Here is a 20393-nt window from a genome sequence, read left to right as displayed (position 1 = left end):
ACCTGTAGAAGCTGGCTTGCCAGCGAAAGGGCCAGTGGCCTCACCGCAAAATGATCAGACGCCCCAGAACCTGATGCTGCTCAAACCCCAACACCCCCTGCAAGGAACTCAAAACCGCCTGCGGATTCTTGCTCGGAAAACTGCCACTAACCGTTCGCTTGGCCAGCTCATCATTGAGCAACACGATCCGCCCGGGGTAATACCGCTGCAAATCCTCAACCACATCGGCCAGCGTCGCCTTGTAGTAATTGAGCCAACCTTGGCGCCACGCCAACTGAGCCTCGCTGTCCACCGCGTGGAGCTTCTGCGCCGAACCTTCGCCATAGACCACCTGCTGGCCAGCCGTCAGGATCTGCTGCTCCGCGTTCCTGTCCGCCGTCACGCCAACCCGACCCGACAACACTGTCACCTGCGCCCTCTTGGGTTGCAGGCGCACCTCGAACTCTGTGCCAAGCACCCGCGCCTGCCCCTTCTCGGCGTCGACCACAAAGGGCTCTCCGGTGTGGACCACGCTGAAAAATCCGGCGCCGCGCCGCACCTGCACATGCCGCTCGCCACCGCTGAAATCCACGGCAATCGCACTGTCGGCATCGAGAGTGACTTGCGAATGGTCGGCCAGGGTGACGGTGCGGATTTGCCCCGGTGCCGAGACATAATCGGCGCCCAGGTCATCGATCCAGCGCAACGGCTGCCAACCGCTGCCAAGGCTGATCATCAGCAGCAGGCAAGCCGCCATGGCCAGCGCACCCGACCAACGCCGGACGCTGCTGCGGCGTGAGCGATTCATCGCGTTGAGGTAACCCTGCAAGGCCAGCGCATCCTCATCGGCAAGCGTGCGCGCCGGCACTTCACTCAACTGCCACAGCACTTGGGCACGGGCATACGCCTCGGCATGGGCCGGGTCGGCCTGCAACCACTGGCTGAAGGTGACCTGATCACCACTGCTGGGCTGGTCATGCAACAGACTCAGCCAGGCCAGCGCTTGCTGTTCCTGAGCGGGCGTCGGCATGACGCGTTCGATGCTATTCACGGTGCTTTCCCTGGCGTGCGCGGGTCGGGCTCCCGCAGGCTGGCCTTGCAGGCCTCGAGCGCGCGCATCATATGTTTTTCCACGGCACTTTGGGACAGGCCCATGGCCTTGGCGATCTCGGCGTACTTGCGGCCATGGATGCGGTTGAGCAGGAAGATCTGCCGCGTGCGCTCGGGCAACGCGCGTAATGCCGCTTCGACATGGCGCAGATCGTTGCCCGCCTCCAGCGCCGCTTGCGGTTCGCCGCCCACGCTGTCCGACGGTTGCGCCATCAAGCCTTCGTTGGCCCGCACCCGCGTGCCTTCACTGCGCAAATGGTCGATGGCGATGTTGCCGGCGCAGCGCAACAGGTAGGTACTGAGCTCTTCAACCTGCACCAGGGGGCGGCGCCAGAAACGGACGAACAGGTCCTGCACCAGGTCCGCCGCCGTTGCCCGGCAACCGACGCGACGATTCACCAGCGCTTCCATTTGCGAACGCTGGGAGAGAAACACCTGGAGAAAATGCGCACGGGCGCAGCGTGGTTCGGCGTGCTCGATCTCAGGGGATTCGGGGGGCGTCATCGATTCAGTACTGCGCCATGGCGGCCATCGGGCTGGCCAACAGGCTCAGTCCGGCCAGCGCCAACGCCAGGCGCGGGCGATACGGCAGCAGCAACACCAGCAGCAAGGCACTGAGCATCAGCACCGCGAACCACTCCACCAGCCCCAACGCCCAGCCTGGGACCGACACCGCGATCCAGAGCGACAGCACAAGCAACAGCCCGCCAGCCAGCTTCAATCCCAGGCATAAGCGCTGCGACGGTTTGCGCCCCAGCAAGTCGGCATGGTGCCGATCCATGGACAAACACAGTGCCGTGAAACCGGCGTAGCAGAGCAACGAGACCAGCAACATTCAGTTCGCCTCTTGCTCAAGATGGGTCGATCGGGCGCGTTGCTGTCCACGGGCTTTTGCCCGCTCTGCGCGCTGCATTTTCCAGGCGGCCCATCCGAGGAGCAGGCCGCTGGCCAGGCACGCCAGATCGAAACCGGCCATGGCCCAATCACCCTCAACAAGCGAGACGCCCAGGTGCCAGGGCGTGGTCAAGGCGTTGAGCAACGGCACCGCGGCAAACAGCGCCGCCGCCAGCGTCAACTGCTCCACCCACGCGGCGCGACCCCGGCGGACCAGGGCATGCAGCAGGCTCAAGCCCCACACGATAAAGAAGCTGTCGACCTCCCAATCCGCTCGCCCGACCATGCCGACCGGCAGCAGCCGGTTGGCCCAGAAGTATACGGCGACGGCGACCAGCAACCCCGACATGCTGGCGATGTTAAGGACCTCCACCAGCCGCAATTCAAATGGCAGCACGCCGCTTTTGACATGCTTGAGCTGACGCTTGCCGAGCCAGATCACCAGCCCGGTGCCGATCATTGCCGTGCCCGCCAGTCCGCAGATGAAATACAGCCAGCGCAACAGCGGGCCGGCGAAGTGCCCCATGTGCAAGCCATAGAATCCGCCGGCTATCGCCATGGGCAGGGTTCGTGGTGGTGTCGAGTCGAGCAGTTCACCGGTCACGCCATTGAAGGTCACGGCGCTGCCATAGTCGTAGACCACCCGGTCCGCGCTTTCCCGGGCCAGGATCACCGAGGCATTCGCATCGCCAGGATTGCTCACCGTCACGCGTGCGGCCCGACCGCCCGACCACTGCCCGCGAGCCTGCTCCAGCAAGGGCGCCAACGCCACCAACGGCGCAGGTTTGCCAGCCGATGGCGGCGTATTGGCCGCCGGAAAAACTTCGCTGTAAAACGCCTGGGCATCGCCCTTATAGGCGGCAACGATGCTCGCCGGCATCACCATCGCCATGAAAATCACCAGGCTGCTATAGGTGATCATCAGGTGGAACGGCAACACCAGCACACCCACCGCGTTATGCCCGTCGAGCCAGGAACGCTGGCCCTTGCGCGGACGGAAGGTGAAGAAGTCCTTGAAGATTTTCTTGTGGGTGATGATGCCGCTGATCAGCGCGACAAACATCACCATGGCCGCAAGGGTCGACAACCAGCGGCCCCACGGATAAGGCATTTGCAGTTGAAAGTGGAAGCGGTAGAAGAACTCGCCACCCCGAGTCTCGCGGCCCTGCACTTGGTTGCCGGTTTGCGGGTCGAGGAGTTTCTCCGTGAGCTGGCCGCGCTCGCCGGGCTTGGCCGGCGTCTGCTGCCAGCGCACCGACAGGCGGGGATCGCGGGCACTGGGTAAATCGATGATCCAGCGCGCAGCGCCCGGGGCGTGCTGCCCAAGATAGGCCTGGGCCAGCGCCAGGCTGGCCTCGGTGGACACTGGACGGGCGGGGATTTCCGGCTGCATCCAGTGGTTGGTCTCGTCCTTGAAATAAGCGAGGGTGCCGGTCAGGAAAATCGCAAACAGCAGCCAGCCGAAAATCAGGCCGGCCCAGGTGTGCAGCCAGGCCATGGCCTGGCGAAAGCCCTCTTTCATGACCGCTCCATCCAGTACCCCATCCCCGCTGCCGCTGCCAAAACCAGGCCCGTCACGATCAATCCGAACCAGGCCCGCCATGCTGAGCGACAGGCAAAACACCAGATCACCGCCAGCAGATAAACCACGAACGAGCTCATCATCCCGGTCACTACCGCTTCGGTGCGGGCCATGGGGGCCCAAAGCGTCAGGCACACGCTGGCCAACGTGGTCACCAGATAGCCGCCGAACACGGCAGCCAGCACCCGCGAAGTGACCGCCAGGCGATAGGAAACAGGGAGTGTCTTGGCTTTCATGTCGCGACCTTGAAACCGGGTGAGGCCCCATGAACGTCACGGGGCCAGCAAGGCGCTATATTAATGATAAATATTCTCATACGCAAAACTGTCGGATGAGATCAGGTTCCAGCAGGTACAAAAAACAAAACGGGCCTGCAATGCAGGCCCGTTTTCGGTGGGAAGGTAAAAAGTGAATCAGGCGTCAGGCGTTTTGCGCAGCCTGTTCGTTTTCAAGAAACTCTTCTTCCAGGAGCACATCAGCGCGAGCCCTCGGCTCGAACGGCACTACCGCGGCGCGTGGTTTGCCTCGCAATTTGCCGAACAGGTGTTCCAGCGCATGCTCGAGTTTCTCGGCGGCTCCGTCGATCGCCAGTTCCAGGCTGGCGGCTTTATGGGTGACAGAAATCGGTTGGTGGCCTTTTGGCCGCGCTTCCAGCTGGCAGCGCATATCGTGGGGACCAGGCTTGTCGCCGTTCTCGTCCCGCAGGTGGACCTCGACACGTGTCAGGTCCTCTTCGTAGCGTTCGAGCGTGCTCTCAATGGTAGTACGTACCCACTCCTCCAGTCGTTTACTGCCTTGAATATGGTTATCGCTATTGACTTGGATTTGCATAGTTCATCCCTTATTTCAGCTAGCTCGCGAGAGGCCGGTCAGCTAAGCCCTTGGGCGTCATCACCGTGACCTCTTGGTTACACAATCGGTCTGTACGATGAACATTTCAACCCCTAGAAAAAGATAAATATCTATTCGCAAAAAAAGCCGGACAACCGGTAAATGCGCTGTTAAGGTCGGGAGTTGGGTCGACCCGCTCCTTCGTCACGAATTCTCACATCTGCCCCTCCGACAGCGGGTGCAGGCCGCGAAAAATCCCCGCTTCCTCCACCAGCCAGTCGTGCACCGCCCGCACCCCCGGATGGCTCAGCGCCCCTGGCGCGTAGAGCACCATGTAGCGCTTGTGATTGGGCACCGCCAGGCCGAACGGTACGATCAATGCGCCCCGCTCCAGCTCGTCATTGAGCAGCGTGCGTCGGGCGATGGCCACGCCCATTCCGGCGATGGCCGCTTCGATGGTCAGGTGGTTGCGATTGAAGGTATGTCCGCGCCGCACATCCGCGCCTTCAAAGCCGATGGCATCCAGATAAAACTCCCATTCCGCATATTCGTAACTGCCGCGCCAGGCAGTGATGTCATGCAGCAACGGAAAATGCAGCAGGTCCGCCGGGCCATGCAACGGCGGACGCCCGCGCAACAGGCTCGGGGCGCAGACCGGGAAAATCTGCTCGTCGAGCAAGGCTGTGGATAACAGGCCCGGATAGCTGCCGTCGTTGAGGTCGATGGCCAGGTCGAAATCGCCTTCGTGCAACGGCACGCTGCTGTCTTCGGCCACCAGGCGCAACTGAATGTCCGGAAAGCGCTGCTGCAAGCGCGGCAGGCGCGGCGTCAGCCATTTGCTCAGGAAGGAAGGGATCGAACGCACCCGCAGCGTGCCGCTGATCATGCCCGCGTCCAGCCGGCGCAATTCCGCATCGATGCTGCCGTAGGCCTCGTTGACGGTTATGGCCAATCGCTGGCCTTCGGCGCTCAGTTCCACGCCCCGGGCACGCCGGTGAAACAGGCGAAAACCCAGGCGCTCCTCCAGTTGCCTGATCTGCTGGCTGACCGCCCCCGGCGTTATGTGCAGTTCTTCTGCGCAACGGGTGAACGACAAGTGCCGTGCGGCACAGGAAAACACCTGCAGCCAGACATAAGTCTGGGCGTGTAATTGACGGCTCATCGTTTAGTCCTGCTAAAGGCTCTCTTAGGAAGTTTCGTTGGTCACGTAGGACCTAGGGAGGCAGTATCGCTGAAATTGCGCTTGTCCTACAAAAATGGCAGCGATTCATCTCCCATTGCAGGAATAGGCTTTAGCATGGCTATCAGTGTTTTCGATCTCTTCAAAGTCGGCATCGGCCCGTCCAGTTCCCATACCGTCGGTCCGATGCGCGCCGCGGCGACCTTCGCCCAAGCGCTGGTCGACCAGGCGCTGCTGAACGATGTGCGGCGAGTGGAGATTCGCCTCTACGGCTCCTTGTCGGCCACCGGCGTCGGTCACGCCACCGACCGTGCCTGCGTAATGGGCCTGATGGGCGAATGGCCAGACCGTATCGATCCCACCACCATCGACAGCCGCATCCATACCCTGCGGGAAACCGGCGAGTTGTCCCTGGCCGGCCAGGCGAGCATCGCGTTCGACTGGTCCCGCGATCTGCTGCTGCTCGACGAGAGCCTGCCCTACCATCCCAACGCCATGTCCCTGACCGCGTTTGGCGAGACTGGCGAACTGTTCGAGCAAACGTACTACTCGATCGGCGGCGGTTTCATCATCGAGGCGGCGGAAGCCGAATCCGGTGTGGCGCCTGCCAACGATGTGGTGTTGCCGTACGATTTCTCCAGCGCTGCCGAACTGCTAAAGCTTTGCAACCAGCACGGTCTGCGGGTTGGTGAGCTGATGATGGCCAACGAACGGGCCTGGCGCAGTGACGAAGAAATACGTCAGGGCTTGCTGCACATCTGGTCGGTGATGCGCGAATGTGTCGAGCAGGGGCTGGAGCACGAAGGCATCCTCCCTGGAGGCCTGAATGTGCCGCGACGCGCGGCGAAGTTGCACCGCAGCCTGTTGGAAATCGGCAAGCCGAACGTCATTACTTCGACCCTGTCGGCCATGGAATGGGTGAACCTGTTCGCCCTCGCCGTCAACGAAGAAAACGCCGCCGGCGGGCGCATGGTGACCGCGCCGACCAACGGCGCAGCGGGGATCATTCCGGCGGTGCTGCACTACTACATGAAGTTCAACCCTGATGCGTCGGACGATGACGTCGTGGCGTTCTTCCTGGGCGCGGCCGCCGTCGGCATTCTCTGCAAGAAAAACGCCTCGATCTCCGGCGCCGAAGTCGGCTGCCAGGGCGAGGTCGGCTCAGCCTGCGCCATGGCCGCCGCCGGTCTCGCAGAAGTGCTCGGCGCCACGCCGGAGCAATTGGAAAACGCCGCCGAGATCGGCCTGGAACACAACCTCGGCCTGACCTGCGACCCGGTCGGCGGGTTGGTGCAAGTGCCGTGCATCGAGCGCAATGCGATTGCTGCGGTCAAGGCCATCAACGCCACGCAGATGGCCCTGCGCGGCGACGGCAAACACTTCATTTCCCTGGATCGGGTGATCCGCACCATGCGCGACACCGGTGCCGACATGCACGACAAGTATAAAGAGACATCCCGTGGCGGCCTGGCGGTGAACTGGGTGGAATGCTGACCGGTTTGGTGGCATGCGGGCAGTCAGTGCCCTGAAAAGGGTAGGCGAAAACAAGGCGGACCACAGTGTCCGCCGTGTTTTTGCCCCCGTTTGTTGTCCGACAATCTTTCCGGCATGCCCCTTGCTACATCCCGCTTGGAACAATGATGGCGATTTGACGAGAAATGGCCGATGGTCCGGGTTTGCGAACCAACCCGATCATGGCCGGTCAACAACTGCACGTTCAATCAAGCGGTGACGCATCATGGACAACCCTTTTCAGCTCATTACCGATGCTTTTGCAGCGGATTATCAGATCAACCTGAGCATTCAGGGTCTGGACGGCAGCATCATGCTGACCCTCTCCAACAGTGGCCGCGTAGTAGCCAAACGCATGATCAGTGCCGAGCAACGCAACGATCCCCAACGCCTCAAACGCCTGGTACAAAGCATTCAGTTCGGCATTGCGATCGAACAGGGCCACAGCGCGGTGGCCATCCTCGAAGCCATGACCGATGACGGCACGCGCAGCCTGCCGCCACCCTCTGTGAAAAACCGTCCGCGCCCGTCCATCAGGCTCTAAAGTTCGCCCTTCTCCACTTCCGGATGTTCACCCGAGCCCGCACCCGTCTTACGGTGCGGATGCTCGATCTTCACCGACGGAAATTGCGAGGAGGCATAGCGCACCACCAGGATCGCAAACGCCAGCAGCAGAATCCCGCCGCACAGGTAAATGATCCCCAGATCCGGTGGACTGTGATGGGACACGTTGGAAATCAGCAGTCGCGTAAGCGCCGTGATCGCCACGTAGATCAGGAAACGCACTGGCATGTGGTTGGTCTTGAAGTAAATCCCGACCATCGCCCCCAGTTCCAGGTAGATGAACAGGAGCAGGATGTCATCGATCTTGATATCCCCCTTCTCGAGCATCCCGAGAAACTCCATCACCGCGGCCCACGCGGTCACCGCACCAATGGCGAACAGCGCCAGGTAGTGGAAGGTTTCGACGAACAGGTTGCCCAGCGACTCGGCCAGTTCATGCACGTTCTGCCGCAGCTTTTCGGCCCAGTTGATTTTCACGATGATGCTTCCTTAGGTCGACTCGACCGGATAATGCAGGTTGGACGTGACGGTTGTTCTGCATGCAGAAACAAGGCCACGACCATGATGGCGAGTCGCTGTTAACTGCGCTCCGTGGCGTTTGGTCGCAGCTACCCATACCTGAGGCCTGACAAATCCCGAAACCGGCCTACATTGAAAAGCCACTACCCAAACCCAAAGGATTCGCTTATCCTTAGCTGTATATAGATACAGTAGTCGAATCAGACTGACAAATGTGAAGGCATGTGAGGTGGTGAATGGCCGTCGAAGTGGTATACCGCAGCAGCCGAGATCTGGAGCGCTTGTTCATGGATAAAGCCGAAGCTGACCGTCATGACAAAATGCTCGAGCTGGCCGAATTGCTGGCTGAAGTGTTGCAAAAAGCCGTACCGTCCCTGACCGAACAGCAAGTGGAAGAAGCCGGGATCTACATGGCGAAGAACCGCGATGTGTTCGCCAAGGCATTCAAGAGCCAGCCGGACGCCTTGTCCGAACTGCTCACGGCGCCAGCGGAAGCTGCGCCGCAGGTTGAAGTGCCTGAAGTACCTGAAGTGGTTGAAGCTGCCGAACAAACGGCACCGGCCAAGCCTGCCAAGGCTGCAAAAGCAGCGAAGTCAACGTCGTAAAAATCAAAAGATCGCAGCCTTTGTAGGAGCTGCCGCAGGCTGCGATCTTTTTGGTCTTCTTATCGATACAACACTTTCTCCGCCAGCTCATCCGCCACTCGAGCCGGCGAACGTTTTTCCGCCTGGGCATGAGCGAAGACTTCAGTGAGTCGCGAGCTTATTTTCGACAAATGCGCGGTGATGGTCCCCAACTCTTCGCCACGATGCTTGAGCGAAACATAAATCAATCCACCGGCGTTGATCACGTAATCCGGCGCATACAGGATGCCTCGCCGTTCCAGCTGATCGGCGACGTCCAGATGGGTCAGTTGGTTGTTCGCCGAACCGGCCACCGCCGAGCAGCGTAGTTGCGTCACGCTGTGGCTGTTTAGCACCCCACCCAGGCCGCACGGCGCCAGAATGTCGCAAGGCGTGCTAAGCAATGCATCGTTGGCTATCGGGTGCGCACCGAGCTGCTCCATCGCCAGTTGGACCTTGCCGTGGTCGATGTCGCTGACCAGCAGCTCGGCACCGGCGGCGTGCAACTGTTCGGCCAGGGCAAAACCGACGTTGCCCAGGCCCTGGATGGCGACGCGCAGGCCTTCGAGATTATCGCTGCCCAGCCGGGCCATCGCCGTCGCGCGAATGCCGGTAAACACGCCCATCGCCGCGTGAGGGGCGGGGTCGCCGGCAGACGTGGTGCTGGTGACGTGTTGGGTCTGTTGGGCGATGCAATCCATGTCCGCCACCGAGGTGCCACTGTCGATGGCGGTGATGTAGCGCCCATCGAGCTGATTGATACAACGTCCGAAGGCTTCAAAGAGCGCAGCGCGATTGGCCACATGGACGGGGCGAATAATCACCGCCACGCCGCCGCCCTGGGCCAGCCCGGCCAGCGCCGCCTTATAGCTCATGCCTTGGGCAAGGCGCACCGCATCCTCGACCGCGGACTCGTCGCTGGGATAGGCAAGGTATCGACAGCCACCCAGGGCAGGCCCGAGACGGCTGTTATGAATGGCAATGACCGCCTTCAACCCGGTGGCCGGGTCGACGCTCAGATGCAGCGATTCAAGGCGAGTGCTTTGCATGAGAGCGAACATCGTAGGGCTCCCGAATCACTTCTTGTAGACGCCAGTATAGGCTTGCGCCCAAAAATTGCAGAAGCGCACCGGAATAAGCGAGGGCGCCAGACAAGCTTTAGGAAATAACCGCAATTGCGCCTGTGCGGTACTGGACGAAAGGCATAGACCGGTCTAAAACGAGGCATAGCCCGGAGATTGTGATGACGCCGCGCCAATCGTTTTTCGCCTGCTTGCAACGATCACCGCCTGCGCTGTTCGAGGCGGCGCTGTGGATTGCCGTCGAACATGACAACCAGGTGAACCCCGAGTCGGTATTGGCGCACTTCAAGGAGCTGCAACAGCGAATCAGTGGCGGCTTGCCAATGCTGCCGGTGAGCGAGTTGGCGCAACCCCTGCTCAGGCGCATGGTCGAGCTGGGGTTCGCCCAGGATGACTTCGCGCCCTTGCGACCGCAAGTGGCTTTACTCGACAAGGTCCTGGAGCGTCGCCGCGGGCAACCGCTGGCCCTGGGGCTGATCGCCCTGGAACTGGCCCGAGGCCTGGAGATTCCCCTGGTCGGCGTCAACTTCCCCGGGCATTTCCTGCTGCGGGTGCCAGGCGCCGATCATCTGCTCGACCCCTGCGGCGGCCGGCGCCTGTACCCCAACGATTGCCGGGAACTGCTGCACCGCCAGTACGGCCCGAACCTGAAACTCAACGCTGAGCACCTGCTCACCGCCGACCCCGCGCAAATGCTCCAGCGCCTGTCACGTAATTTGCGCCAGCTGCACCTTTCCCACGACGATTACATTGGCGCGCTGGTCGACGCCGAACGCGTGCTGGAACTGGGCAACGCCAGCGCATCCGACTACCTGGCCCGGGCCAGCCTCTACCAACGGCTGGACTGCCCGAATGCCGAACGCTTCGACCTGGAACATGCGCTGTTGCTCAGCGACGACCCGATCCAGCGGATTCGCCTGACTGAGCGGCTGGGGCACCTGCCGCCCAATTCCATCGTTCATTGAACATGCGGGTGTACCCGGCGCTGCGGTGTACCTGTCATACCGCGTCATCGTTCTTCGCCGGCAAGCCGGGCTCCTACAGGTACATGCGAGGCTTTATGGGGTGTCTGGCTGGTTAGCCGGATGCGCCTTGATGAACGCCGGATGCGCCGCCGCCAACCCCGCCACTCGACGAATCCGTGGATACGCCTCAAGGGCGATGTTGAAGCGCTCAGCCGCGTACAGCTGCGGGATCAGGTAGACATCCGCCAGACCTGGCTCAGGCCCGAAGCAGTAACCCTCCTCCCCAATCAATTGTTCCACGGTCGCGAGGCCTTGAGTGATCCAGTGCCCGATCCACTCCACCACCTGCGGTTCTTCGTGACCCAATTGGCGCAGCCGGTTGAGCACGCTGACGTTGTGCAGCGGATGCACATCGCAGCCAATCACCGCCGCCACGCCACGCTCACGGGCGCGGGCCGCGAGGTCCGTGGACAGCAGCGGCACCTGTGGATAACGTTCCTCCAGATACTCGATGATCGCCGGTGACTGGATCAGCAGGTCGCCTTCATCGGTGCGCAAGGCCGGCACTCGGCCTTGGGGATTGATGGCCAGATACGGCGGCTGCCGATGTTCGCCACCTGGCGGCGCGATCAGGTTGACCGGAAGGGCCTGGTAATCCAGGCCCTTCAACGCCAACGCAATCCGCACCCGATAGGACGAAGTCGAGCGGTAGTAGGTAAAGAGCTCCATGACCCGATCCTCTTAACGCGCCGACACGACTGTGCCACGACATTCGCCGAAACCGATGGAGGCAAAACCTTCGCGGCTGCAACGGCCACGCAAGATGATTTCGTCGCCGTCTTCAAGGAATTTGCGCACCTCGCCCGAGGCCAGTTCGATCGGTTTTTTACCGCCCTCGGTGATCTCCAGCAAGCTGCCGAACTGACCGTTTTCCGGCCCGGACAAGGTGCCCGAACCGAACAGGTCACCGGCCTGCAACTGGCAGCCGTTGACGCTGTGGTGCGCGACCATTTGCGCCACGGTCCAGTACATGTGTTTGGAGTTGCTCAGGGTCAGGCGATGGGCAGGCAGGTTCTGTTCGCGCATGGCTTCGGTCAGCAGCAGCACTTCCAGCTCGATGTCAAAAGCGCCGGCGGCTTGGTCGCGCTGGTCGAACAAGTACGGCAGCGGCTGCGGATCGCCTTCCGGGCGTGCAGGCTGGGCGCGGCGGAACGGCTCCAGCGCTTCGGCGGTGACGACCCAGGGTGAAATGCTGGTGATGAAGCTCTTCGACAGGAACGGCCCCAGCGGCTGGTATTCCCAGGCCTGGATGTCGCGCGCCGACCAGTCGTTGAGCAGGCAGAAACCGGCGATGTGATCGGCGGCGTCACCAATGGCGATGGAGTCGCCCATGTCGTTGCCCTGGCCGATCCAGATGCCCAGCTCCAGTTCATAGTCCAGGCGCACGCACGGGCCGAAGGTCGGCTCGGTCTGGCCGGCCGGCAGCGTCTGGCCTTTCGGACGGCGAACGTCGGTGCCCGACGGGCGAATGGTCGAGGCGCGGCCGTGGTAGCCGATGGGCACGTACTTGTAGTTCGGCAGCAACGGGTTGTCCGGGCGGAACAGTTTGCCGACGTTCTGCGCGTGCTCGATGCCGACGTAGAAGTCGGTGTAGTCGTTGATTTTCGCCGGCAGGTGCATGTCGCAATCCGCGGCCAGAGGCAGCAGTTTTGCGCCCTGGGCTTCGATCTTGCCGTGCAGGGTGCTGCCGTCCTTGAGCAGTTCGATCAAGCGTTCACGCAAGGCCACGCGAGCCTCGCGGCCCAGCTCGAAGAACGCATTCAACTGGCCGCCACGGGTGGCTTCGACCGCAACTTTTGCAGCGCCTTCGAACAGGCCGGCCTCGAGTGCCGCTTGCAGATCGAAGATATGGTCGCCGATGGCCACGCCACTGCGCGGCGCCGAACCTTTCACGCTGAACACGCCCAGCGGCAGGTTCTGCAGCGGGAAATCCGCATGATCGTTGGCCGAAGCAACCCAGCTGCGAGTGATGGAAGTTTGCGTCATGGGTTATCTCCGGGTCGGGTCGAAAGTGGCGGGCAGCGTGGCCCAGCAAGCATCGTAGTTGGTTTGCAGTTGCGGGCAATCGAGGGCATGGCGGCTCGGGCGCAACACCTGGCTGGTCTCGAACATGAAGGCCATGGTGTTGTCGATTTTCGCCGGTTTGAGGTCGGCGTTGACCGCCTTGGTGCAGGTCTCGCCGTCAGGCCCGTGGGCGCTCATGCAGCTGTGCAGCGACGCGCCGCCGGGCACGAAACCTTCGGCCTTGGCATCGTACTCGCCCTGGATCAGCCCCATGAACTCGTTCATCAGGTTGCGGTGGAACCACGGTGGACGGAAGGTGTTCTCGGCCACCATCCAGCGCGGCGGAAAAATCACGAAGTCGAGGTTGGCCAGGCCGTGGACGCTGGTCGGCGAGGTCAGCACCGTGAAGATCGACGGGTCCGGGTGATCGAAGCTGACCGTGCCGATGGTGTTGAAACGGCGCAGGTCATATTTGTACGGCACGTTGTTACCGTGCCAGGCAACCACGTTCAACGGCGAGTGATTGAGCTCGCAAGCCCACAACTGACCGAGGAATTTCTGCACCAGGGTCGTGGGTTGTTGCAGGTTTTCGTAGGCCGCCACCGGGGTCAGGAAGTCCCGCGAATTGGCCAGGCCGTTGCTGCCGATCGGCCCCAGGTCCGGCAGGCGCAATGGCGCGCCGTGGTTCTCGGCGATGTAGCCGCGCGCTTGCGGGTCGAGCAGTTCGACACGGAATTTCAACCCGCGAGGCAATACGGCAATTTCCAGCGGCGCCACTTCCAGCACACCCAGTTCGGTGGCGATGCGCAGACGGCCCTGTTGCGGCACCAGCAGCAGCTCGCCGTCGGCGTTGAAGAACACGCGCTCCATGGAGCGGTTGGCGCAGTACTGGTAGATGCTGATCCCCGCCGGTTTATCCGCGCCAGAGTTGGCCGCCATGCTCACCAGGCCGTCGATGAAATCGGTCGGCTCGTCTGGCATATCCAGCGCGTTCCAGCGCAGGCGATTGGGCGTCACTTCGCCCAACGGACCGCCGGCCAGTTGCCGATCGAGCTTGGCGAACGCCGGGTGATTGGCCGAAGGCTGAATGCGGTACATCCAGGTCCGCCGCGCTTCGCTGCGGGCCATGGTGAAGGCGGTGCCGGAGAACAGTTCGGTGTAGAGACCGTACGGCGCTTTTTGCGGGGAGTTCTGGCCGACGGGCAGTGCGCCGGGCAATGCCTCACTGCTGAATTCGTTGCCAAAGCCTGACTGATAGGCCAGCGCCTGGACGTTTGAATCGGAGTTCATGGAGCCTCCTGAACAGGGAGTCGGCAATGGCCCTTCACGCTATGACAGCGATCATGGCACGCCGGGGTTGTTTTTATCGTAATCTGATTACGCATAACGTAATTTGATTGGTATTGACCGTCAAGCTATAAAGACGCCCATTCGTCCCGGGATCCCTCCATGGAAAAGCCTGAAAGCAACGGTAAACAGAAAGTCCGCTCCGCCGAGGTGGGTACCGACATCCTCAAGGCGCTCGCCGAGCTGTCGCCCTCGACTTCGCTGTCGCGCCTGGCCGAGCACGTGCAAATGCCGGCGAGCAAGGTTCATCGCTATCTGCAGGCGCTGATCGCCAGTGGTTTTGCCGAACAGAATGCCGCGACCAACCATTACGGGCTCGGCCGCGAAGCGTTGCGCGTCGGTTTGGCGGCACTCAACAGTATGGACGTGCTGAAAGTCGCTGCCCTGCCATTGGCCGAACTGCGCGACGACTTGAACGAAACCTGTTTTGTCGCGGTGTGGGGCAACCAGGGCGCGACCGTGGTGCATATCGAACCGGCGGTGCGCGCGGTGACGGTGGTGACCCAATTGGGCTCGGTATTGCCGTTGCTCAGTTCATCGACCGGCCTGGTCTTCGGCGCCTACCTGCCCAAGCGCGAAACCGTCGAGTTGCGCGAGCAGGAACTGCAATCCGTCAGCGCCCATCCCCTCGGCGATGATCAGGCCTATGAAACGCTCTGCGGGCAGATCCGCGACCGCGGCTTGCATCATGTGCACGGCTTGTTGATGCCCGGCGTCGATGCCCTGTCCGCGCCAGTGTTCAACGCCGTCGGGCAGGTGGCTGCCGTGATGACCATTGTCGGCCCGGCCTCGTTGTTCCATGCCGACGAAAACGGCCCGGCGGCCCAGCGCTTGCTGGCGGCGACCCGGGCCGTCAGTTGGCGGATGGGGTATGAACCGTCCACCGTCATCGGCTAGCCGGATTACATCAAGATCGTTCGCTCGCTGGAATCAGGCTCGGCGAGCGACTGCTTCATCAGTTCGCTGACAACGGCCAGGTCCACCGTTGTGCCGGTGCACGCAGAGATTGCCCACATGCAGGTATTAACATTCCCGAGCTGTTTGGCAATGGCCTTCTGCGCCACCGAGAACCCCAATTTGCCGATGCGCATGGTGGCCAGTTCCATCATGCAATCGAGGTAACTTGAGAACAACTTCTCGTAGTCCCCTTCCTGATACGCCTTAGCCCCCTCAAACACCGCTTTCGTCATCACGACTGCACTCAATGCGAGTCCGATGGGTGCAAAAGGAATGCTGGCAATGGCGACCGCCGCGACGGCAGTATCGTAGATCAGCTTGCCGACGATCTCCCCAAGGCTGGTAGTCTTGGCATCAACGTCGTCAATGATTTGAGCGATTGCATCGGTGTAGCAACGGAAAAAATCGCGGACTCGACTATCGAACTGCAAATGAGGGATGTCCTCGATGCTGCTGCGCTTCACTTTCTCGAGGTATGCACCGACGACTTTCTGCTGCGTGTACTTGACTCGCTTGCTGTAATAACTGCCAAGGCCCGCCGTTTTTACCGATTTGGCAAACTCGGCCAAGGGTCTGAACGATCTGCAATCCGGTGCATAGGGGGTATACAGCAGATCCTCGGCGACGCCATTGCGCATGAGGCGGAAAATATAAACGCCGTCGACCTGGCGATCTTGCAGATAAAACGTGTAGACACCCTCGCGTTGAGGGGAATCAGGATCTTCAGAATCCGGACTTGCGCCAGGTTCCGCTTCGCGCAGCTGATCAATGAGCCGTTCGAGCTGCTCAAATTGTTGGTGTTCAAGATGACCTCTGAACAATTCTTCCAACGCTGATCGATGCATTTCATGTCGCCGCAGATCCAGGAAGACGTCGCGCTTCAAGGCATAACCCGGGGCGCCCTGATCCAGATAGTCGCGCCTCAACATGGCGATGTACTGCTCACCTGGGCGCAACGTTCTTGACCAGCCCGGCAAATACTCGATCAGCAGGTCGGAAACAGGCGGATGACCGGGAGATAGACGAATGGACGGGTAGATTCCGGGGTTGTGGGCCGGACCACTGGCTTCGGTAATGTGATGTTCCTCGATGATCATCCGGGACAAGGTCATCTCTTTCGAGGCATCAAGCCTTACCACAATCAGGTCAGGATCGATGTCGACTGTTTCGCCGTTTTGCGCCAGGACCTCCTCTGCACACTTCTTGATCAGCCCATGGGCGAATTCCTCGTAACTGATCAGCGCTGCCTCGCGGCTTGCAAGTCGGGTTAAACCTTTGAGCTCGGTGTTCAGCCGGGCATAACATTGGCGCTGGGCTGCGGTAGCCGAGCGATAGCCTGCGGGCACTACCGCGTCCATTTCTCCCCGCAGCCAATCGACATGCTGCATAACTGCCTTGTGCAATGCACCCTCTGCACTATTCGACCATGGGCTGCGCTGGATGCCACGCCACTGAGTCGGCAGGTCTTGTACGAGTCTCATGTACGCGTCGATGCTGGCGCGTTCACTGGCGAGGGTCTGGCGGCTCAGGTAACTGCGCCCTTCGGCTTGAGCGATCCAGTCAGCCAGATGGAAAGTCAACTGCCTGAAGCTCGGGAACTCATACCAGCTCCGGCCACCCGGACCCTGCGGAGCATAAAGTACACAAGGGCCTTCTTCACCCTGTGGCCCGCAATAGACAATCATCCCCTCGAAACCGCTTTTCGAATCAACGATCGAGAGTGCTCCCATGGAATAATGCTCGTCACCCTGCGTGGCAATAGCGACGATCTTCAGGCTATCGTCATTAATTTGTCTCTGCAGCTTCGCACTGAACGAACTCAGGGCTATACGACAACCCAAAAGAAGCTGTAGGGCCTGAAGCACGGCTTCATCCGCGTATTTCTTTTCGAATTTTTCCGCATAGAGCTTGCGCATGCTTGCGTCGAGCATCAGCTCCAGAAGATCTTCCTCATCCATGCCGGACGGCAGCGCCTCCCCTTCCAGTTTGATCTCCAGCGGGATTGCGGTGGATCCGTACAATCCGTTGAGCATGAATTCGGGAAGCGTTACGCGATTGCCCTGCACGACCTTTTGCTTGCCGACAAAGAATGTGTGGCGAGCGTTGACGAAAACATGTTCCGGCTCGAGAACTTCACCGGTGAGAATCCGTACAACTTCCTGCGCATAAAATCGGGCGAACGCCTTGAAGGATTTTGTTTCACCCAGCAGCTTGTCCAGCGCCTGTTCACTTTCTGTCAGGGACTGCTCGGCATCAAAGTAGTATTGGCGATCCTCCTCACTTGCACGCTGCAGCCAATCCGGCAGCTGTTGTGTTTGCCTGGTCGGGCGTAACACTTCTTCTTGAAGCCTGTACTTGGCCTCATTGGTTAATCCATTAATATTCATGCACTGTCCTTTTTGCATCCATCATTATGCAGTTTGTTACTGCGACTCCCAATCCTGTTCAAAACTCAAACTGAATGACTGTCACTACCGGGGCGATTCAAATTTTATAAACACTCCAGCCAGCGAAGTACACCCCGAAACTTGTGTGCATTCATGAACAGACAAAGTACCTGCCAATTCAAACATCAAGTAACAATACCCAATACTTTCGCCCTGGCCACGGCTTGCGTCCGGCGCTCCACACCCAACTTGCCGTTGATGCGTCGCGCGTGGGTCTTGACCGTATGCAAGGAAATGAACAACAGATCGGCAATCTGTTGATTGGAGTTGCCCTGCGCCACTAGCCGCAGAACCTGTATTTCACGTTGGCTCAAGCGGTTCTGGTCCGCACCCGGCGCCTGGGGATCATCGCGCGACTCGGTCAGGCCAATGGCTTGCGGCAGCTGCGCCTGGCGCAACTGCAGATCGCGCAGGGCCTGTTGCAGGTTGCACCGCTCGACCAGTGCCAGTCCTTGCGCCAGTGCTTGCCGGGCAGCGTCCGCATCGCCTGCAAGCCAGGCGACTTCAGCCAGCGCCAGATGCAATTGCCCTTGTAGCGCCGTCATCCCCCGCTGCCTGGCCCGTTGCAGTTGCCCTTCAAGCCGCTCCAGAGGCGTTTGCGCCTGCCCCAGGTAAACCTCGGTCAGGACCAGCAGGAATTCCAGGCCGTCAATCAGCTCCAGCGTGGCCGGAGGGGCCTGGCGTGCACAGGGGCCATGATAGTGACGCAACACCCGGGTCAGGGCCTGGTACGCCAGTTGCGGTCGCCCTTGTTGCAACCAGAAATGGATACTGGTGTGCAGCAAGACTCCGCGATACACGGTCTCGGGAATCCGCCGTTGCTGCATCAGCCGTTCGGCGTCGCGCAGCTGGTCGAATGCCTGGGCGTAATCGAGGCGATTCGCCGCCAGCTGGGCCAGCCCGAGGAAGCCATACAGCGCGCGTTTGTCCTGGCTGCGCAAGCAGATCTGCAGACCGGTCTCGAAGTACATGGCCGCCTGTTGCTCGCGGCCCAGGCTCAGGTTCAAGCGGCCGCGACGCAGGGCGATCCGCCCCAGCAAGGGTCCGGCATTGCCATGCTGGCTGCAGAGCAGGCCGTGCATGTGGGCGAGCAGGTCATCGGCCCTGCCGGACGCTCCGCGCTGCTCGAGCAATTGCGCGTGATCGAGCTCCAGCAAGCCTTCGAATACCAGTGAGCCTTGCGCCCGGGCGAGACACAACGCCTCCCGGCTGAGCGCCTGTGCGACGTCGAGTTCGCCCCGCAGCAAGGCCTGTTGGGTCAACCCGGACAGGCACATCAGCCGGGCAGGCCAACATTCGAGGTCGAGCTCGTCGAGCGCCTCGAGCAAGTGCGCCCGGGACGCATCCATGCGCCCCAACAAATGCAGGAGCCAACCCTGTTGAGCCTGCCAGCGTGCGATCAATTGCCGTTGCAGAAATGCCGACGGCTGGGGGCTGAATCGCGACAATTGTTCGATGCACTCGGCGGCCTGCTCGAAGCGCCCGGCGAACAACAAGGCCGCGGTGATCAAGCCGACCAGTTGCGGCGAGCCAAACAGCAACTCCTCGCCGCGTTGCTCGTGCAAACGCAGGAGCAAAACGACGGTCTGCTCTTCGAACAACTGCTCGAAACCGAAATGCTGCAACAGGCTGACGGCGACCTCGAACTCCTGCGCCAGCAAGGCCTGTTCAAACGCGGCCTTCCAGTCCTGCTCGGCGACGAACCACTGGCAGGCACGACGATGCCAGAAGCGTGCGGCCGGCCATTGTTCATCGCGCATCAAACGGCTCAGGGGAGCGAAGACCTGCAACCAGTCTGTGGAGTCTTGCCAGGGCTCGATGAAACAGCCCCGCTCCTGCAACGCACTCAGGTATTGCGCGCCCTCGCCAGCGCCGAACAGGTGATCGCTGAGCCGAGCGTTGAACCGTGGCAACTGCGCCAGCACCCGCCAGGCCTCGGCAAGCTCCGGCGCCAGATGGGCGAAGAGCTCATGCTCCAGGTAGTCGTGCAGGGTATCCGGTCGACCGTTCGGGGTGTCGTGGCGGGTCCAGTCGCATTTTTGCAGCAGCGCTATCCGCACCCCGGCGCACCAGCCACCACTGTTCCGGAAAATTCTCTCGGCACCTTTTGCGGCCAGGGCCGGCTCCAGGTGATGCAAGAGTTTTTCGATTTCATCCTGATTGAACGCCAGTGCGGCAGGCTCGGCATCGTACAGTTCGTCACCGAGCAGCAGCCGTGGCCAGTTGCATTGCGCACGTCGCCGCCCACTCAACCACCAGGTGATCATCGGGCTGCTGCCGGCCAGCAAGCGATCGAGCAACAGGTCCAGCGCCGGGTGAGGAACACGACAGTAGTCATCGATAAACAGCCAGGTTGCGGTCGGTAATCGAGCCAGGTACTCCAACAATACCGACTCATCCGCCGTTGCCAGTCCCAGCGCCTGCGCCAGGCGCTGGCAAAAGCCATCGACACTGAGCGCCTCCCCCGCCATTGGCAGCCAGCGGACCTGGCAGGTTGCAGGCGCATTGAGCATGCACTCGACGAGCAGCGCACTCTTGCCACTGCCGGCCGGCGCGCAGAGCAATTTCACCCGCGCCGTCGAGGCCAGCAACGGCTCGACCAGGCGCGCGCGATACAAGTGATGTGGAGACAATCGGGGCAGGTGTCCAGGACGGTCCAGACACGTCGTCATGGCAGTCATAGTGGTGCGCCTTTTTATTTTTGTGGCGCCACCCTAGCCCCCTGTCGAGCGCTTAT

Annotated in this window: 18 protein-coding genes and 1 pseudogene; 5 read left to right on the top strand and 14 right to left on the bottom strand. The window is 61.1% G+C overall.

Annotation, left to right across the window (positions count from 1 at the left end; genetic code table 11):
- Positions 1-40 precede the first annotated feature (40 nt).
- The 7 genes from SOP95_RS01080 to SOP95_RS01050 all read right to left on the bottom strand — a co-directional run bounded on the left by SOP95_RS01080 (position 41) and on the right by SOP95_RS01050 (position 5558).
- Entirely contained in the window at positions 41-1030 is a 990-nt protein-coding gene (locus SOP95_RS01080; protein WP_323605598.1) for a FecR family protein, read from the bottom strand.
- The gene (locus SOP95_RS01075) at positions 1027-1593 is read right to left on the bottom strand and encodes an RNA polymerase sigma factor (RefSeq protein ID WP_274073958.1); all 567 of its coding nucleotides are present in this window, start codon (positions 1591-1593) and stop codon (positions 1027-1029) included. The genes SOP95_RS01080 and SOP95_RS01075 overlap by 4 nt, the downstream gene beginning before the upstream one ends.
- A gap of 4 nt (positions 1594-1597) precedes the next feature.
- Entirely contained in the window at positions 1598-1924 is a 327-nt protein-coding gene (locus SOP95_RS01070) for a DUF3325 domain-containing protein (protein WP_323605597.1), read from the bottom strand.
- On the bottom strand, positions 1925-3505 hold the full coding sequence (locus SOP95_RS01065; RefSeq protein WP_323605596.1) for a PepSY-associated TM helix domain-containing protein: 1581 nt from the start codon (positions 3503-3505) through the stop codon (positions 1925-1927). It lies immediately after the preceding gene.
- Positions 3502-3801, bottom strand: coding sequence for a DUF3649 domain-containing protein (locus SOP95_RS01060; protein ID WP_274073961.1), 300 nt, complete (start codon positions 3799-3801; stop codon positions 3502-3504). The genes SOP95_RS01065 and SOP95_RS01060 overlap by 4 nt, the downstream gene beginning before the upstream one ends.
- Before the next feature lie 184 nt (positions 3802-3985).
- Entirely contained in the window at positions 3986-4396 is a 411-nt protein-coding gene (locus SOP95_RS01055; RefSeq protein ID WP_274073962.1) for an HPF/RaiA family ribosome-associated protein, read from the bottom strand.
- Between the two features lie 214 nt (positions 4397-4610).
- Positions 4611-5558, bottom strand: a complete 948-nt coding sequence (locus SOP95_RS01050) for a LysR substrate-binding domain-containing protein (protein ID WP_274073963.1) — start codon at positions 5556-5558, stop codon at positions 4611-4613.
- Between the two features lie 135 nt (positions 5559-5693).
- On the opposite strand from SOP95_RS01050, the gene SOP95_RS01045 reads away from it, so the two are divergent.
- Together SOP95_RS01045 and SOP95_RS01040 are read left to right on the top strand one after the other, a co-directional pair.
- Positions 5694-7070, top strand: a complete 1377-nt coding sequence (locus SOP95_RS01045; protein ID WP_274073964.1) for an L-serine ammonia-lyase — start codon at positions 5694-5696, stop codon at positions 7068-7070.
- Between the two features lie 244 nt (positions 7071-7314).
- The gene (locus SOP95_RS01040; protein WP_274073965.1) at positions 7315-7632 is read left to right on the top strand and encodes a DUF3509 domain-containing protein; all 318 of its coding nucleotides are present in this window, start codon (positions 7315-7317) and stop codon (positions 7630-7632) included.
- On the opposite strand, the gene SOP95_RS01035 is transcribed toward SOP95_RS01040, so the two are convergent.
- The gene (locus tag SOP95_RS01035) at positions 7629-8129 is read right to left on the bottom strand and encodes a phosphate-starvation-inducible protein PsiE (RefSeq protein WP_274073966.1); all 501 of its coding nucleotides are present in this window, start codon (positions 8127-8129) and stop codon (positions 7629-7631) included. The two genes, SOP95_RS01040 and SOP95_RS01035, sit on opposite strands and share 4 nt — an antisense overlap.
- 278 nt (positions 8130-8407) lie before the next feature.
- On the opposite strand from SOP95_RS01035, the pseudogene SOP95_RS01030 reads away from it, so the two are divergent.
- Positions 8408-8647: pseudogene (locus tag SOP95_RS01030) on the top strand (YebG family protein); the annotation flags it as partial.
- A gap of 188 nt (positions 8648-8835) precedes the next feature.
- Here SOP95_RS01030 and SOP95_RS01025 read toward each other — a convergent pair.
- Positions 8836-9855 carry a Glu/Leu/Phe/Val dehydrogenase family protein gene (locus tag SOP95_RS01025; protein WP_008054432.1) on the bottom strand — a complete coding sequence of 340 codons (1020 nt, stop codon included), beginning with the start codon at positions 9853-9855 and terminating at the stop codon, positions 8836-8838.
- A gap of 182 nt (positions 9856-10037) precedes the next feature.
- Between SOP95_RS01025 and SOP95_RS01020 the strand changes: the two genes are divergently transcribed.
- Positions 10038-10841 (top strand): SirB1 family protein, encoded by an 804-nt coding sequence (locus SOP95_RS01020; RefSeq protein ID WP_274073967.1) that lies wholly within the window; start codon positions 10038-10040, stop codon positions 10839-10841.
- Positions 10842-10934: 93 nt separating this feature from the next.
- On the opposite strand, the gene maiA is transcribed toward SOP95_RS01020, so the two are convergent.
- The 3 genes from maiA to hmgA are packed head-to-tail and all read right to left on the bottom strand — an operon-like array spanning position 10935 to position 14195.
- A complete protein-coding gene (gene maiA / locus SOP95_RS01015) occupies positions 10935-11570 on the bottom strand; it encodes a maleylacetoacetate isomerase (protein ID WP_323605595.1) in 636 nt (211 codons plus the stop codon).
- 12 nt (positions 11571-11582) lie between these two features.
- Positions 11583-12887 (bottom strand): fumarylacetoacetase, encoded by a 1305-nt coding sequence (fahA, locus tag SOP95_RS01010; protein WP_323605593.1) that lies wholly within the window; start codon positions 12885-12887, stop codon positions 11583-11585.
- A gap of 3 nt (positions 12888-12890) precedes the next feature.
- Positions 12891-14195, bottom strand: a complete 1305-nt coding sequence (gene hmgA, locus SOP95_RS01005) for a homogentisate 1,2-dioxygenase (RefSeq protein WP_274073970.1) — start codon at positions 14193-14195, stop codon at positions 12891-12893.
- Positions 14196-14354: 159 nt separating this feature from the next.
- Between hmgA and SOP95_RS01000 the strand changes: the two genes are divergently transcribed.
- A complete protein-coding gene (locus SOP95_RS01000; RefSeq protein ID WP_274073971.1) occupies positions 14355-15149 on the top strand; it encodes an IclR family transcriptional regulator in 795 nt (264 codons plus the stop codon).
- 5 nt (positions 15150-15154) lie between these two features.
- On the opposite strand, the gene SOP95_RS00995 is transcribed toward SOP95_RS01000, so the two are convergent.
- A complete protein-coding gene (locus SOP95_RS00995) occupies positions 15155-17596 on the bottom strand; it encodes a dermonecrotic toxin domain-containing protein (RefSeq protein WP_323605592.1) in 2442 nt (813 codons plus the stop codon).
- A 185-nt stretch (positions 17597-17781) separates the two neighbouring features.
- Positions 17782-20337, bottom strand: coding sequence for a helix-turn-helix transcriptional regulator (locus SOP95_RS00990; RefSeq protein WP_323605591.1), 2556 nt, complete (start codon positions 20335-20337; stop codon positions 17782-17784).
- Between the last annotated feature and the right edge of the window lie 56 nt (positions 20338-20393).

The sequence above is a fragment of the Pseudomonas sp. YuFO8 genome, from assembly GCF_035065025.1.
In the GTDB taxonomy this organism is placed as follows: domain Bacteria; phylum Pseudomonadota; class Gammaproteobacteria; order Pseudomonadales; family Pseudomonadaceae; genus Aquipseudomonas; species Aquipseudomonas putida_AE.
The sequence above is the reverse complement of the archived record's forward strand: the minus strand, read 5'-3'. Positions and strand labels throughout refer to the sequence as shown.

Bases quoted from the DNA above. Each gene is read 5' to 3' on its own strand.
- SOP95_RS01075 (WP_274073958.1), bottom strand. From the start codon at position 1,593: ATGACGCCCCCCGAATCCCCTGAGATCGAGCACGCCGAACCACGCTGC.
- SOP95_RS01070 (WP_323605597.1), bottom strand. From the start codon at position 1,924: ATGTTGCTGGTCTCGTTGCTCTGCTACGCCGGTTTCACGGCACTGTGT.
- SOP95_RS01065 (WP_323605596.1), bottom strand. From the start codon at position 3,505: ATGAAAGAGGGCTTTCGCCAGGCCATGGCCTGGCTGCACACCTGGGCC.
- SOP95_RS01060 (WP_274073961.1), bottom strand. From the start codon at position 3,801: ATGAAAGCCAAGACACTCCCTGTTTCCTATCGCCTGGCGGTCACTTCG.
- SOP95_RS01055 (WP_274073962.1), bottom strand. From the start codon at position 4,396: ATGCAAATCCAAGTCAATAGCGATAACCATATTCAAGGCAGTAAACGA.
- SOP95_RS01050 (WP_274073963.1), bottom strand. From the start codon at position 5,558: ATGAGCCGTCAATTACACGCCCAGACTTATGTCTGGCTGCAGGTGTTT.
- SOP95_RS01045 (WP_274073964.1), top strand. From the start codon at position 5,694: ATGGCTATCAGTGTTTTCGATCTCTTCAAAGTCGGCATCGGCCCGTCC.
- SOP95_RS01040 (WP_274073965.1), top strand. From the start codon at position 7,315: ATGGACAACCCTTTTCAGCTCATTACCGATGCTTTTGCAGCGGATTAT.
- SOP95_RS01025 (WP_008054432.1), bottom strand. From the start codon at position 9,855: ATGTTCGCTCTCATGCAAAGCACTCGCCTTGAATCGCTGCATCTGAGC.
- SOP95_RS01020 (WP_274073967.1), top strand. From the start codon at position 10,038: ATGACGCCGCGCCAATCGTTTTTCGCCTGCTTGCAACGATCACCGCCT.
- maiA (WP_323605595.1), bottom strand. From the start codon at position 11,570: ATGGAGCTCTTTACCTACTACCGCTCGACTTCGTCCTATCGGGTGCGG.
- fahA (WP_323605593.1), bottom strand. From the start codon at position 12,887: ATGACGCAAACTTCCATCACTCGCAGCTGGGTTGCTTCGGCCAACGAT.
- hmgA (WP_274073970.1), bottom strand. From the start codon at position 14,195: ATGAACTCCGATTCAAACGTCCAGGCGCTGGCCTATCAGTCAGGCTTT.
- SOP95_RS01000 (WP_274073971.1), top strand. From the start codon at position 14,355: ATGGAAAAGCCTGAAAGCAACGGTAAACAGAAAGTCCGCTCCGCCGAG.
- SOP95_RS00995 (WP_323605592.1), bottom strand. From the start codon at position 17,596: ATGAATATTAATGGATTAACCAATGAGGCCAAGTACAGGCTTCAAGAA.
- SOP95_RS00990 (WP_323605591.1), bottom strand. From the start codon at position 20,337: ATGACTGCCATGACGACGTGTCTGGACCGTCCTGGACACCTGCCCCGA.